General features: G+C 39.1%; 17 protein-coding genes. 1 reads left to right on the top strand and 16 read right to left on the bottom strand.

Going from position 1 to position 14,116, the window contains the following annotated elements; translation table 11 throughout:
* Positions 1-7: 7 nt before the first annotated feature.
* The 8 genes from resB to IEV27_RS02205 all read right to left on the bottom strand — a co-directional run bounded on the left by resB (position 8) and on the right by IEV27_RS02205 (position 7,253).
* Positions 8-1,633, bottom strand: a complete 1,626-nt coding sequence (gene resB / locus IEV27_RS02240; protein WP_188375820.1) for a cytochrome c biogenesis protein ResB — start codon at positions 1,631-1,633, stop codon at positions 8-10.
* Between the two features lie 27 nt (positions 1,634-1,660).
* Positions 1,661-2,212: a thiol-disulfide oxidoreductase ResA gene (resA, locus tag IEV27_RS02235; protein WP_188375819.1), complete on the bottom strand. Its 552-nt coding sequence runs from the start codon at positions 2,210-2,212 to the stop codon at positions 1,661-1,663.
* Positions 2,213-2,265: 53 nt separating this feature from the next.
* Complete coding sequence (locus IEV27_RS02230) at positions 2,266-2,994, bottom strand: pseudouridine synthase (protein ID WP_188376792.1); 729 nt, start codon at positions 2,992-2,994, stop codon at positions 2,266-2,268.
* Between the two features lie 133 nt (positions 2,995-3,127).
* Positions 3,128-3,643, bottom strand: a complete 516-nt coding sequence (locus IEV27_RS02225; RefSeq protein WP_188375818.1) for a spore maturation protein — start codon at positions 3,641-3,643, stop codon at positions 3,128-3,130.
* Positions 3,640-4,230, bottom strand: a complete 591-nt coding sequence (locus IEV27_RS02220) for a nucleoside recognition domain-containing protein (RefSeq protein WP_188375817.1) — start codon at positions 4,228-4,230, stop codon at positions 3,640-3,642. The genes IEV27_RS02225 and IEV27_RS02220 overlap by 4 nt, the downstream gene beginning before the upstream one ends.
* Positions 4,218-5,255, bottom strand: a complete 1,038-nt coding sequence (locus tag IEV27_RS02215) for a D-alanyl-D-alanine carboxypeptidase family protein (RefSeq protein ID WP_188376791.1) — start codon at positions 5,253-5,255, stop codon at positions 4,218-4,220. The genes IEV27_RS02220 and IEV27_RS02215 overlap by 13 nt, the downstream gene beginning before the upstream one ends.
* A gap of 589 nt (positions 5,256-5,844) precedes the next feature.
* A complete protein-coding gene (gene scpB / locus IEV27_RS02210; RefSeq protein ID WP_188375816.1) occupies positions 5,845-6,426 on the bottom strand; it encodes an SMC-Scp complex subunit ScpB in 582 nt (193 codons plus the stop codon).
* Between the two features lie 50 nt (positions 6,427-6,476).
* Positions 6,477-7,253, bottom strand: coding sequence for a segregation/condensation protein A (locus tag IEV27_RS02205; protein ID WP_188375815.1), 777 nt, complete (start codon positions 7,251-7,253; stop codon positions 6,477-6,479).
* A 104-nt stretch (positions 7,254-7,357) separates the two neighbouring features.
* Between IEV27_RS02205 and IEV27_RS02200 the strand changes: the two genes are divergently transcribed.
* Positions 7,358-7,828: a DUF309 domain-containing protein gene (locus IEV27_RS02200; protein ID WP_188375814.1), complete on the top strand. Its 471-nt coding sequence runs from the start codon at positions 7,358-7,360 to the stop codon at positions 7,826-7,828.
* Positions 7,829-7,858: 30 nt separating this feature from the next.
* Here the strand turns inward: IEV27_RS02200 and IEV27_RS02195 are convergent, their stop codons facing one another.
* From IEV27_RS02195 to spoVAC, 8 genes are all read right to left on the bottom strand, one after another.
* Complete coding sequence (locus IEV27_RS02195) at positions 7,859-8,224, bottom strand: GNAT family N-acetyltransferase (protein ID WP_188375813.1); 366 nt, start codon at positions 8,222-8,224, stop codon at positions 7,859-7,861.
* 204 nt (positions 8,225-8,428) lie between these two features.
* Positions 8,429-8,887 (bottom strand): M50 family metallopeptidase, encoded by a 459-nt coding sequence (locus IEV27_RS20050; protein ID WP_188375812.1) that lies wholly within the window; start codon positions 8,885-8,887, stop codon positions 8,429-8,431.
* A 19-nt stretch (positions 8,888-8,906) separates the two neighbouring features.
* Positions 8,907-9,341 carry a peptidylprolyl isomerase gene (locus IEV27_RS02185; RefSeq protein ID WP_188375811.1) on the bottom strand — a complete coding sequence of 145 codons (435 nt, stop codon included), beginning with the start codon at positions 9,339-9,341 and terminating at the stop codon, positions 8,907-8,909.
* On the bottom strand, positions 9,322-10,650 hold the full coding sequence (gene lysA, locus IEV27_RS02180; protein WP_188375810.1) for a diaminopimelate decarboxylase: 1,329 nt from the start codon (positions 10,648-10,650) through the stop codon (positions 9,322-9,324). Before lysA ends, IEV27_RS02185 begins: the two co-directional genes overlap by 20 nt.
* 145 nt (positions 10,651-10,795) lie before the next feature.
* Entirely contained in the window at positions 10,796-12,262 is a 1,467-nt protein-coding gene (locus IEV27_RS02175) for a spore germination protein (protein ID WP_188375809.1), read from the bottom strand.
* Between the two features lie 25 nt (positions 12,263-12,287).
* Positions 12,288-12,638 (bottom strand): stage V sporulation protein AE, encoded by a 351-nt coding sequence (spoVAE, locus tag IEV27_RS02170; protein WP_188375808.1) that lies wholly within the window; start codon positions 12,636-12,638, stop codon positions 12,288-12,290.
* The gene (gene spoVAD, locus IEV27_RS02165; protein WP_188375807.1) at positions 12,635-13,651 is read right to left on the bottom strand and encodes a stage V sporulation protein AD; all 1,017 of its coding nucleotides are present in this window, start codon (positions 13,649-13,651) and stop codon (positions 12,635-12,637) included. Before spoVAD ends, spoVAE begins: the two co-directional genes overlap by 4 nt.
* A gap of 12 nt (positions 13,652-13,663) precedes the next feature.
* Positions 13,664-14,116 (bottom strand): stage V sporulation protein AC, encoded by a 453-nt coding sequence (spoVAC, locus tag IEV27_RS02160; protein ID WP_188375806.1) that lies wholly within the window; start codon positions 14,114-14,116, stop codon positions 13,664-13,666.

The following is a 14,116-nucleotide window of genomic DNA, read 5'->3' as shown; positions in this document are numbered from 1 at the left end:
ATGCAGGCTAGCCTTTCAGTTCTTGTTGATCGGTTGGAGAAGTTACTCCTGTATCTTCGATCACCTTGTCTATTTCCCTCTTTAGGGCTACCCAGTTTTTATTTGTATGACCAGCAATCCAAACTCCATTTTCTTTAGGCTTAATCCAAATCCGACGGTGGTTCCAGTACATGCCTTGAATAACACCAATCATGAATATAGCCCCTCCTAAGGCGATAAATGGCAGGGTATAGTCTTTTCTTATGGTAAGCCCCGTAACATCTCTAACATCGAAGTCTACTAAACCAACTTTATGCTCATTTTCTCCTGATCCATCCACATTTGCTCCAATTCCAGCAAAACTAACTTCAGGTTCTGACTCGCCGGGTGGATAAACATTAAATACGAATGCTGGATTTTTGGGAAATTTAGACTTAGAAACAGGCTGACCATCATCTAACTCATATTCTGGAAAATAAGAATCGAGCACAACTCTATATCCATCGTCTAATTCATATTCGGATTTAGGATCACTTAGGTCAATTGTAAATTCTCCGTACGTTGTATCTTCATCATCCATGTCATGTAATTTAAAGGTCATATCTTTAAATTCATTTTGTTGATAACTAGCTTGATAAAGCGTATAGTTTTCAAACTTTATAGGATGGTTGACTCTAGCCTGTGCTTGCTTGATTTCTTTTAGTTCGGGATCAGTCCCAACTACTACTTCATCTGTCCTCTCATAAATCGTTGCATTCGTCTGATATGTCTTAGGTACAGGCTGGCCATTTCTTTGAATTGCCTCTTGGAAACGTTCATCATTTTCATCATAATTTTCTAATATGAACTCTTCATTTTTGATGTAATACTGACCATCTGTCCCATTGATAACCTTCGTTTCTCCCTCTCTCACCCAGATGAAATCATCGGTATAAAAGGCAGGAACAAATCTAAGTAAAGTACCAAGCAAAAAGATAATAAGGCCAATATGGTTGACATAGGGACCCCATCTTGAAAAACGATTCTTTTCCGCTAACAGATTTCCATTTTCTTCTCTCACTTTAAATCGATGCTTTTTTAAATTTTGCTTAAGTAAATCCATATCCACTTCAGTTGAATCTGTCTTCCCGAAGATCCGCTGTTTTTTCAGAAACAAATCATGTCGTTGAGGTTTTTGAGTTTTCAACGTTTTGTATAGTGGAATAAACCGATCCAAGCTGGCGATAACAATAGAAATACCGATCAAAGCTAGCAGGATCATATACCACCAAGAGGTATATAAATTATGAAAACCTAATTGATAATAAATCTGACCCGCTAAGCCATATTGATCTCGATAATGTGTGGCGGCATTCGAACCTGGTGGAATATACATCTCTTGGGGAAAAATGGTGCCGACAGCAGATGCAATTAACGTAATCACTATTAACCAAACACCAACTTTAACAGAGGAGAAGAAATTCCATACTTTATCAACTAACGTACGATTGTAAGTTTGTGATCGTCTGGCACTTCCATCGTATCTCATGTTTAGCAGATGCTGTTCATCATTCCCATTTAGATGCTGGTTGTCTTCAACGGGTTTCCCGCATGACTCACATAACACCGTCCCCTCAGGGTTCACATGTCCGCATTCACATGTAATCTTCTTCATAGTAAAACCTCACAATTTCATACGAACTTAACTCTCAGGTGTAATTTCGTTCAGATAGCCTTCGAGTCTGTCTAAGGTTAAAGGACCGACTACCTGTTCTTCTACTTCCCCTTCAGGGTTAATAAATAATGTAGAAGGCAATTGTCCCACGTTATATTCATCCATTACCTGGCCATCTTTGTCATGTAAAATTGGGAAACTCAGTCCATATCGATCAAGAAAGCGCTGCACAACAAGATCTGTAGAGTCAAGGTTAATCGCCAGTATTTCTACACCCTGCTCCTTATAGTCGTCGTATAACTCTTCCATATATGGCATTTCATCTTTACATGGTTCACAATACGTAGCCCAAAAGTTAATCATAACTCCCTGTCCTTCATAATCGCTTAGTGACACCGTTTCCTCTGTCCCGAATTTTTTTAACTTGAAGTCAGGCGGCTCTTCGCCTTTAGCAACGACGCTTTTATCGCTATTGTTGTTAGATATTAGCGCAAATGCAATAAGTCCCACCATGACAGCCAGCATGACCGAGCGAAAAACAAGCCGTTTCTTTTTCTTTTTTAATGTGCTTTCCTTCATAGCTTTCACTCCCAGACCATTATATCATTGATGAGCTATGGAATTTTTGAAAATTATTTAACATTTTCTTCAGCTGCTTGACGTAATTGTTTTACTTCATGAGGTTTTAATGGACGACAATCACCCGCGTTCATCCCTTGTAATGTAATGCTTCCAAAGCGTTCTCTCTTCAATTTATCTACAGGATACCCTAATGCATCAAACATTTTACGTACTTGACGGTTTTTTCCTTCGTGCAGGATAAGTTTAACGATAGCCGTATTCTTTTTGGAGTCAGTTGACATTACTTTAGAATGAACAGCCTTCATATATTCCCCGTCGATGGTTAAGCCCTTTTTTAAACTTTTTAATTCTTCTGCAGTTGGTATCCCTTTTGTTTTAGCAATATAAACTTTGTCAATTTCATGACTAGGGTGCATCAGCAAGTTTGCAAACTCCCCATCATTTGTAAGCAGAAGAACACCGGAGGTATCATAATCCAAGCGACCCACAGGAAAAATTCTTTCCTCTACCTCCGGTAAGTAATCGGTTACTACTTTACGTCCTTTATCATCTTTCACACTAGAAATAACCCCTCTAGGTTTATAAAGCAAATAATAGACAGGGACTTCTTTTACTAAAGGGACGCCTTCAACTTCTACATCATCGTTTGGACCAACTTTAGTGCCAAGTTCCTTCACTACATCACCATTTACTTTTACTTTACCTTGTTTAATCATTTCTTCTGCTTTTCTTCGCGATGCGACCCCAGCGTGGGCCATCACTTTTTGCAGACGTTCCAATTTGGACATAGGAAAGTCCTCCTAATTCTTTTTATCGTAAACATCAGGAAGCCACGCTAGGCAAGTCCAGCGCGGCTTAATCTCTTCACTATTATACATACTTTAACATAAATTGAACAAAGATATTATTCGATTAGCTTAATAAAATAATAACGATGATTATTGAGGCTATTATACCAACTAAGTCGGCTAGAAGTCCAACCTTTAAAGCATCCCCCATTTTTCGAATTCCCACCGCTCCAAAGTAGACTGTAATTATATATAACGTCGTGTCTGTACTTCCTTGCATGACAGACGCCATTTGTCCAATTAACGAATCAGGTCCAAAAGTGCGGATGAGTTCAGTGGTCATACTTAAGGCCGCCGTACCTGAAATGGGACGAATCATCGCTAATGGTAAAATTTGTTCCGGAACACCAAGCATCATCATTAATGGTTTAAATATGCTAAGCACGGCATCCATGGCCCCAGACGCTTGAAATATAGCGATGGAAACCATCATTCCTAATAAAAACGGTAAAAGGGATATGGCCAGCTGTATACCTTCTTTACTTCCTTCAACAAATACTTCATAAGCAGGTACACGTTTAATCGTAGCTGTGACTAATATAATAAGTATAATCGCAGGAATTAGCCAGACACTCATCATGCTCTACCTAACCTTTGGCGTCGATAATAAAAGAAACGATCAATTAATAGCGCGGCCAAAGTAGATATCACTGTAGCAAGAACGGTTGCTCCAATTATACTAGTAGGATCAATGGAGTCATATTTCATACGAATGGCGATCACAGTAGTTGGCACAATAGTTAATGAAGATGTATTAATAGCTAATAACGTAATCATTGATCTGCTCGCTTCATTATTGCCCGAAAGACGTTTGAGTTCTTTCATTGCCTTAAGGCCCATGGGTGTCGCGGCATTTCCTAAACCAAACATGTTAGCCGTCATATTTGACAGGATATATCCGATAGCAGGGTCATTCGAGGGAACTTCAGGGAAAATTCTTCTGACAAATGGTTTAAAAAGCTTTGCCAACCCCCTTAAAAGACCTGCTTCTTCTGCAATTTTCATTAACCCTAGCCAAAATACAAGTACCCCTAATAAACTAAGGGCGATCATGACGCTTTCATCCACTGCTTCAAAAATAGCTTTATTTACCTCGTTCATTGTTCCATTAAACCCAGCATAAAGAATACCGCTTCCTGCCAAGATCACCCAGATTAAGTTGACCATGGCTCCACCCCCACCATTCGTTTAAAAAATGACAAACTGCTAGGCAACCAGGGTTGCACAGGACGTTTAGATAGCACAAACGATTCAGCTACTAATTGGTCATTTAAGCGATAGGCTCTAACGCCTTCATAGGAATTATCTAATGTATTAGGTTCATAAACGGCTGTGATTTGTTTTTTTTCTTGTTCCGTTAACGGAAAATGAATATCCTTTGGCAGGTAACTGCGTTTACCATGTTCTTTTGTGTAGCCTTCTTCCTGTAACTTATAGGTCTCAAAATTCTCAAAACCCCACTCATACATACGCTCATGATCATTCCAATCACTTGGTGCATTTAGCGTAACAGCTATTAATTCCATTCCATCCTTCTCTGCACTGCTCACTAGCGTTCTTCCCGCTCTTTTTGTAAATCCTGTTTTACCGCCTGTCGTATGGTCGTACAGCATCGTTAGTAACTTGTTTTTATTTTGCCAGGAATATGTACGATTCTCAGATTTGTATGAAGTACTTCCTGTTATCTCTCTGAATGTCTCATTTTTCATAGAATATGCCATTAACAGCCCCAGGTCATATGCGCTTGATACATGGTTCTCCCCATCCAGTCCATGAGGATTTTCAAAATTTGAAGCTTCCATACCCAGCCATGCTGCTTTTTCATTCATTAGGTAAGTAAACCCTTCAATACTTCCCCCAACATGTTCCGCTATTGCCACTGCAGAATCATTCCCAGAACGCAGCATTAACCCATAAACCAAGTCTTCAAGCTTTATTTTTTCACCCTCTGTTAAATAAATAGATGATCCCTCTGTGCGTATGGCACTCTCACTTACAACTACGTCCTCATCCATCTTACCGGATTCAATAGCAATTATGGCTGTAAGGATTTTTGTTGTACTTGCAATTAAAGAAGGAGTGTAACTATCCTTTTCAAATAATACCCTTCCTGATTGAGCATCCATAAGCACAGCGTGCTCTGCTGAAACATCTAAACTGGGTGAGGAATAGGTAGGATTAGGTTTTATCATACATACGCAAATAAATACGATGACTATCGTATAAATGATCGTTTTCAAAAGAGATCTTCCTCCAATCTTCTACTCTTGCTTATCCTTATGCAAAAGAGTACAAGCTTATGAGAACGAAAAAAAGACTGCGAGTAAGATTCGCAGTCTTATGAGTGAATGGAGAAGAAAGATAAAACGACCTATTAAGATTGGTCAAAAAAAGCTAAAGTGGATTCAAGCTCAACTTCCCCAAGCTCCTGAATATCCCGATAAAGGTTCTGGATTGAAAGTAAGTGAAGATCTTCAAATACGAGTAAGATTTCTTCTTTTTTTAATAAGATGCTCGTTCGATGTTTGTATTCGGGATATTTAATAAGGCAAGCTAGTGAAACGATGTGTACAATGGTTTCTTTAGGAATTGAAAATCGATTTGTAATTTCTTCTTGTGTATTTTCAGGGTACCTTACTTCAAATGATTGTTCCTTTCCTTTATCTACGTAAAAAACAATGGAAGAACAAATCGAAACATCATTCTTGCTGCACTGGCCATATGCCTGTATAAATTTTAAAATTCGTTTCCCCTCCGATCTGATTTTGACCGCTAAAAACGTTAACTTTCTTCATCAGAGAAGTTTTCAAAGAACAAGTCAGCTTCATCTTCTACATTCTCATCTTCACGAAATTCTTCTATAGGTGGCAGCTCCTCAATTGAAGACAAGCCAAAATAGGTAAGAAAAGCAGTTGACGTACCAAATAACACGGGACGTCCTACCGCTTCTTTTCTCCCTCTTTCTTCAATTAAACCTCGATTTACAAGCGTCTGTACAGCACGATCACTTTTAACTCCTCGAAGTTCATCAATTTCAATTCTAGTAATAGGCTGACGATAAGCTATGATAGCTAATACCTCGAGCGATGCTTGTGAAAGTCTCGTGGACCCTTTCGTATTGAGCAATTGTTCATAGTAAGCTGCATGCTCTGGTTTCGTAGTAAGATGAAGAGTGCCGTTTGATTCCATAATTTTGATTCCACGACCTGGACTTTCATAGTCCTTATATAGAGATTCGAGTAGCTCGTTCAACGTCCGCAGCGTACAATCCATTATTTGAGTGAGTTTATTTTTGGATACTCCTTCTTCACCAGAAGCAAAGAGTAATCCTTCTATGAGTGCTTTTCTTTCGTCATTATTCATTATGTTCCTCCATCGATCTAACATGAAACCTAAGGGCTGAAAATCGTTCTTCAGTTTTGTTCAACATCTATTACATTTGTTTCCTCTTGTTCTAATGTACGAAATATCATTAATTCATCAAAGTGATTAGATTGCGTACAAATGATATCATTGTTTTTCATTAATTCTAATATCGCGATAAATGAAACAACTACGTGCGACCTCGTATGTTCTTCAAACAAGTCATAAAAGCGAGTGCCCTCTGTTGAAACTTCAACTTTTTTTAGAATGTCATCCATTCTTAACTGAATAGATACTTCATCGCGCTTTATTTTTGTTTCATTAGTCGTTTTTTGTTTACTTTTTTTTAATAACCGTTGAACCGCTTCTACCATTTCAAATACAGAAGCTTCTCCCGGGGTAATCGGTACTTCTTCCCCCTCGTTGTGTTCAATGATCATTTGTGGACGTGTGTATATTCGGTTTTCTTCCAATTCTTTATTCTTTAAATCTTCAGCAGCGTTTTTATACTTCTTATATTCAATAAGTCGATTGATTAATTCTTCCCGAGGGTCCTCAGCTTCTTCATCAACAAACTCATCATTCAGAGATGGAGAAGGTAGCAGCATCTGGCTCTTAATTGCTAACAGTGTAGCGGCCATTACTAAATACTCGCTTGCAACATTTAATTCTAATTCCTGCATCGCATGAATGTAATTCATATATTGCTCTGTTATAGTAGAAACTGGGATATCATATATATCAATTTCATAGCGATTAATTAAATGAAGTAAAAGGTCAAGCGGACCTTCGAATCCTTCAAGTTTAACATGATAACGATCTGTCATAGTATTCTGTCCTTTGTATTCAGAAGTTTACTTACTGAAATAATAGTATCAGAAATTATGCAAACCGTTAATACGATCTCGCAAATTAAGAAGGGAGTATGGAAATGTACCCTAAATCTTACATTGAATTCCTCGCTCATTTTCACGGAACTCGTGATTATTTTGAATGCCACGAGGTATTAGAGGAGTATTGGAAAGAGGTGGAACCGGGCTGCCGAAATTCAGTGTGGGTTTTATTTATCCAATTTGCTGTTACACTCTATCATTATAGAAGAGGAAATCTAAAGGGAGCACTCATTCTTATCAATAAAACAATAGAGAAACTGCCTTCCAATTACGACCGCATTTATACGCTTGGGATAAACGCTCAAGAATTGCACAAGTTGTCAACCTCTGTAAAAAACAACATTGAAAGAAAAGCACCTTATAAAAGCGTAATGCTGCCAATAAATGAACCTGAATTACAGCAGTATGTAAAAAGAATATGCATCGAATGGAATGTTCCTTATGGCCAGCCTAGTGATTTAAGTGACGAGAAATTAATTCACAGGCACATAAAGTGGAACAGAACCTAAAAGGAGACGCCCTCGTTTAGGCGTCTCCTTTTATACCTTTGATGATGAGCTTTCCATTTCACATTTATCACAAAAAGCTTCTGTAGTTTCATCTGGTCTGACTTGATATTCTTTTTCCAATTGCTCCTGAACAGCTAATATCATCTTCTTCCCTATCCCTAAATTACGATGAGAAGGATTAACAGAAACATGCTGTATATAAGCTGTATCACCTTCTGTACGTACACCTACAGTTCCGAGTATATCTTCCTCTTTCCATAAATAAAGGTGCCAATTTGGATTCTGTTCGTACTCTTGTATAGTGTCTTGAAGCCTGCGTACATCTTTACATTCAGGCATAAAAGAAAGAAGACCCATTGCGATTTTTTCAAATGACTTTTTAAATCGAATTAACATAATAACCCCTCGTATTGCTCAATAAAATTTTTGTAAAACTATTAAAATACGCTAGTGATTACATGACGATACCGAACCAATAATATACGCCCCAGGACAAACTCATAATGAATAATATCGTAAAGAGGATCCAATTTCTCTTTTTCATTGCCAGTCCCCACTACCCTTCATTCAAGCCTAGGCATTAGGATACTGTAAAACAATTCAAGATTCAACCCAATTCCCGTTTAAATTCTTCAAGATTAAATAACCGTCAGATTTACGCTCACCTATCCGAAAAGGGATAAGGTTCACAACGGCCAGATAAAGATTAAACAAGAAAAATAAATGGATCACTTCTATTTCATTACTATTAGGGAATATAAGGAGGAGACCGCAAATCACACCATTTGCTAATGGTCCCCCACTGCTTATTAAGACTTTCTGTAATCTGGTAAATTCAGGTTCCTTTACATTTATGGAGTGTCCCCCAATAAAAAATAGACTACCTATAATTATGTGCAATTTTTGGAATTTAATACGTATTATAGAACGTCCGGTTCCAATGGTCAATACTGAATAGCGAGCTCCACATAGAGCACCAGTAATGATATGACCAAGTTCATGTATAACTAGAGCAATTGGGGCTGCGACCAACAATAGAAAAAATAGTAATCCAATCATGTTAATAATCGATTTTTATTTACTCATCTTCAACTCTTACTCGCTGCATCACATCACCAGGACTTACACGATCCACGGTTTCTACACCTTCGATCACTTTTCCAAAAACCGTATGTCTGCCGTCTAAGTGAGGCTGCGGTGAATGACAGATAAAGAATTGACTGCCTCCTGTATCTTTTCCAGCATGAGCCATTGAAAGAGTTCCGCGTTCATGTTTATGAGGATTGCCTTCTGTTTCACACTTAATGGTATAGCCAGGTCCTCCTGTACCGTTTCCATTTGGATCTCCACCTTGGATCACAAAATCCGGTATAACACGGTGAAAAGTTAATCCATCATAAAATTCGTTATTAGCCAGCTTTTCAAAATTTTCAACTGTATTAGGAGCTGCTTCATCGTAGAGTTCAACCTTTAGCTTTTCACCATTTTCAAATTCAATCGTTGCTTGTTTCATAATTGTTCTCCTCCTGCTTCGTATAAGATAAGTCTAATCTTGTAATTTCCTCAAAGTCTTCCCTTCTCACAACAAGTTGATGCTCCCCATTTTCTACAAACACTACAGCAGCTTTACCAAAGCGATTATAATTATTAGCCATAGCATATCCATAAGCGCCTGTACTGAATACGGCCATTAAATCATGGGGTTCAACGTTAGGGAGCTTCACATCCCATAATAGCATATCTCCCGATTCACAGCACTTACCAGCAATAGCATATTCCTTTTCAGCAGGTTGGTGCATTTTATCAGCTAAAACGGCATCGTATTTAGCTTGGTATAGGGCTGGTCTGATGTTGTCAGTCATTCCGCCATCTACAGAAGCATAAGTCCTTACTCCCGGAATTTCCTTAATGGAACCCATCGTGTATAAGGTAACTCCTGCATCCCCAACAATAGCTCTACCCGGCTCAATCCAAATTTCAGGCATTGGATAATTCAGCTTCTCAGATTGAAGTTTTACTTCATCTATTAAGGCGATAGCATATTGATCGAGCTCGAGAGGATCATCCTCTTCTGTATATTGAATACCAAAGCCGCCGCCTAGGTTTAACACATCAGCATTGTAGTTAAAACGCTCACGCCAGTCTTTCATTGTTTCGAAAAGTTTCTGCGTAGCTAATGTAAAGCCGCTTGTCTCAAAAATTTGAGATCCTATGTGACAGTGAAGGCCTTTCACAGTTACTTGATCGTTCGCGTTTAATAGCTGAAACGCCTTTTCAGCTTGTCCACTAGATAAGTCGAAACCAAATTTAGAGTCTTCTTGACCAGTTAGAATATAGTCATGGGTATGAGCTTCAATTCCTGGAGTTACGCGTAGAAGAACATCCATTGATTTTTCTTTTTCAGCTAATACGTCAGTTAACAGCGCGATTTCATAAAAGTTATCAACAACAACACAGCCTATATTATACTCTACGGCCATTTGGAGTTCTGCAAGACTTTTATTATTCCCATGCATGTGAATTTTCTCTACTGGAAAGCCAGCACGTATGGCAGTATGTAGTTCACCTTCAGATACTACGTCTAAACTTAACCCCTCTTGATTAGCTACCTCTAGCATGGCAATAGATGAGAAGGCTTTACTTGCATAGGCTACTTGCGCCGGGATATTATGTTTCTTAAATGTTTGAACAAATGCCCTCGCATTTTGACGAATTCTTGCAACGTCATATACATATACAGGGGTTCCATAAGTTTCCGCAATCACAGAAGCAGGGATCCCCCCAATAAGAAGCTTACCTTGATCATTGATTTCACGCCTCATGTTGCTCCGCCTTTCCAAAATGTAGATTATGTTTATATCTTTAAATTTTAAATGGTTAGTTTCCAACACAAAAGAAAATGCTCCTTCTTGATAAAGGAACATTTAAAATTATATTAAATTTATCACATGTTGAAAAAACGGGCAATTATCTTTGTCTATGATTATTTTGCGGGTGAACAATACTCGGTCTAATTTTACCTAAAGGTACAGACATTCTTACTAATATCTGCCCAAAAGCTTTGGCATTAAAAGGTAAGAAAGGCCATAGATATGGCGTGTTAAGAGATTTCGTACGCGCTAATAGAAGGATATACAATGTACAGCCTATAACGAAGCCGCTTAATCCAAACAACGCCGCTAATCCCAGAATAGTAAGGCGGGACATTTTGTTAGAAACGGAAAGTTCATAACTCGGTGTGGCATAGGATCCAATAGCACTAACGGCTACATACAAAATAACCTCTGGTACAAATAATCCGACATCAATGGCAATTTGACCAATGAGAACAGCGGCGATTAAACCCATAGCTGTAGAGAGAGGTGTCGGTGTATGAATGGCAGCAATTCGTAACATCTCGATCCCTAAGTCAGCGATGAGTAATTGTATGATGATAGGTAGTGTACTTTCTTCATTAGGTCCAATAAAGTCTAAAGATTCTGGTAAGAGGTCAGGCTGAATAACAAACAACATCCAAAGAGGTAAGAGAAATACAGAAGAAAATAATCCAAAGAACCTTACCCATCTAATAAAAGTACCTACTGCAGGTGACTGCCGATACTCTTCAGCGTGCTGTACATGGTGAAAGTAAGTGGTTGGCGTAATAATCATACTCGGAGAAGTATCAACCATAATAATGACGTGCCCTTCTAATAAGTGAGCAGATGCAATGTCCGGCCTTTCTGTATATCTCACTAAAGGAAATGGATTATATCCTTGTTTAACTAAAAACTCCTCAATCGATTTATCCGCCATGGATAACCCATCAATATCAATTTGCTGTAATTCATCTTTAATTAATTGAATCAGTCCAGGATCTGCTACATCTTGAATATAAGAGATACAAATATCTGTTTTTGATCGTTTTCCAACTTGAAGAAGCTCATTTCTTAATCGATCATCCCTTATTCTTCTTCGAGTAAGGGCTGTGTTTTCTATAATATTCTCCGTATATCCATCACGAGATCCTCGAACGACTTTTTCAGTATCTGGTTCCTCAGGTGTTCTCCCGGGGTAAGCCCGCACATCCACTATAATAGCTTCTGCTTCACCTTCCACAAAGATGGCAATTAGACCAGAAAGGACTTGGGTCACACACTTTTCAATTTTGTCTTCCACTTCTACCTGCTGATGCGCCAGATCATTATAAATATGCTTAAAAGCCGACTTTTTATCTCTTGTACCTTCATTTAGTTCAAATAGCTGCCTCAAAAGGTTTACAATTACAGGCGACTCACAAAGACCATTTACGTAATAAAGGTCCACTTCATGACCTAAAATGTTTAATGTTCGGCAGCCCACGTCAAAGGATTTACCAATACCTAACCTTTCATGCATAATGGAGCGGTTTTGTTCGATTTTCATAACTATCGGCGTATCTTTTGGAGCTGGCATGTGATGAGATCTCCTTTCTATCCCGTTACCCCTTAGGTTTAAAAATAACAGCTACAATAAATCCAAATAATATAGCAGAAGCAATACCAGCTGACGTCAATTCAAAAATTCCGATAGCGATCCCGATAAATCCATGTTCATCAGCCTGTTCCATAGCTCCATGTAAAAGCGAGTGTCCAAAGCTTGTGATTGGAACCGTGGCTCCCGCACCAGCAAACTCAATTAAGTTATCATACAAATCAAACGCATCAAGAACTGCACCTGCCACCACAAAAGAAGACATGACGTGAGCTGGTGTCAGTTTAGCGATATCAAGAAGCAGTTGACCAATCACACATATCGATCCACCCACTATAAAAGCCCATAAAAAAGTCATTCATATCCCTCCTCTTTCGCCAATACGACTGCGTGAGCGATGCCAGGAATGGATTCTTTTTGCTGCAGCATCATTGGACTCATAAGAGCCCCCGTCGCCACCACGAGAATCCGTTTGTAGGTTCCGTCTTTTAACCCATTTAGGAGTTTGCCATAAGTAACTACGGCTGAGCAGGCACATCCGCTGCCTCCGCTAAATACTGGCTGCTCACTATGGTAGATCAGCAAACCGCAATCTTTGTGTACTTCCGAAATATTATAACCGTCATCCTTAAGCATATCTCTTACAATAGGTGAGCCAACGGCTGAAAGGTCACCAGTGGCAATGACATCGTAATCATTTGGAACTCTCCCCATATCTTCTAAATGGGTTTTTATCGTATCCCATGCGGCCGGCGCCATAGCTGATCCCATATCAAATGGATCTGTAATCCCGTAATCCATAACTTTACCTATCGTTGCAGCTTCTACTTTTACAGCTGACGGTTTAGAAGATAATAATGCCGCTCCGCTTCCAGTAACAGTATAAGTTGCTGTCTTCGGTTTCTGCCCACCATATTCTGTTGGATACCTAAATTGACGTTCTGCTGTTGCATTATGAGAACTGACAGCAGCAATGGCATGCTTGGCATAACCACTGGAGATCAAAGCTGCGCCTGTAGCGAGCGTTTCCATAGATGTTGAACACGCCCCAAACATTCCAATAAGCGGAATGCCTAAATGACGAGCAACATAGTTTCCTGTGACATTCTGGTTTAGCAAATCTCCTGCTAAAAACAAGTCTATATTCCTTTGATCCACCCCAGCTTTTTGCAACGATTGGTTGACGGCATCCAGCATAAGCCTTCTCTCCGCCAGCTCCCAATTATCCTCATTGCAATGCAGCTCGCTATAGACTTTATCAAATGTATCTTTTAATGGCCCTTGTCCTTCAAGTGGGCCTACAGCTGTACCTGTTGATTGAATATACACGGGTTTTGTATAGCCCCACGTCTGTTTTCCAATTTTAGTCATAACGATCCCCCTTTAAAATAATGCCTGCCAAGTAAATCTGATGACACCAAGAACATAGGCAGCCACTACGCCAAACACAATTACTGAACCAGCCAATTTGAACAAGTTCGTTGCTACGCCAAGCACAAGCCCTTCACTTTTATGTTCAAGTGCAGCAGAGGTAATCGAATTCGCAAATCCTGTTACAGGAACAGCAGACCCTGCACCCGCAAATTGCCCTAACCGATCGTACACCCCAAACCCTGTAGCTAATGCGGCTAATAGAATTAACGTGGCTACGGTTGGATCTCCTGCATCTTTCTCTTTAAATCCAAACCAATGGATATACATTTCTGAAAGCAGCTCACCTAGAACGCAAATTAGTCCACCCACAACAAAAGCTTTAAGTGCGTTTATGAAATATGGAGGCTTTGGATGATAGCCTTGACTCGTCTTTTTATATTCTTTTGAATTAAAACCTGGCAT

It is taken from the genome of Halobacillus andaensis (genome assembly GCF_014636475.1).
GTDB classification, from domain to species: domain Bacteria; phylum Bacillota; class Bacilli; order Bacillales; family Halobacillaceae; genus Halobacillus_A; species Halobacillus_A andaensis.
Note: the sequence above shows the minus strand (reverse complement) of the source record. Positions and strands in the feature narration are given on the sequence as shown.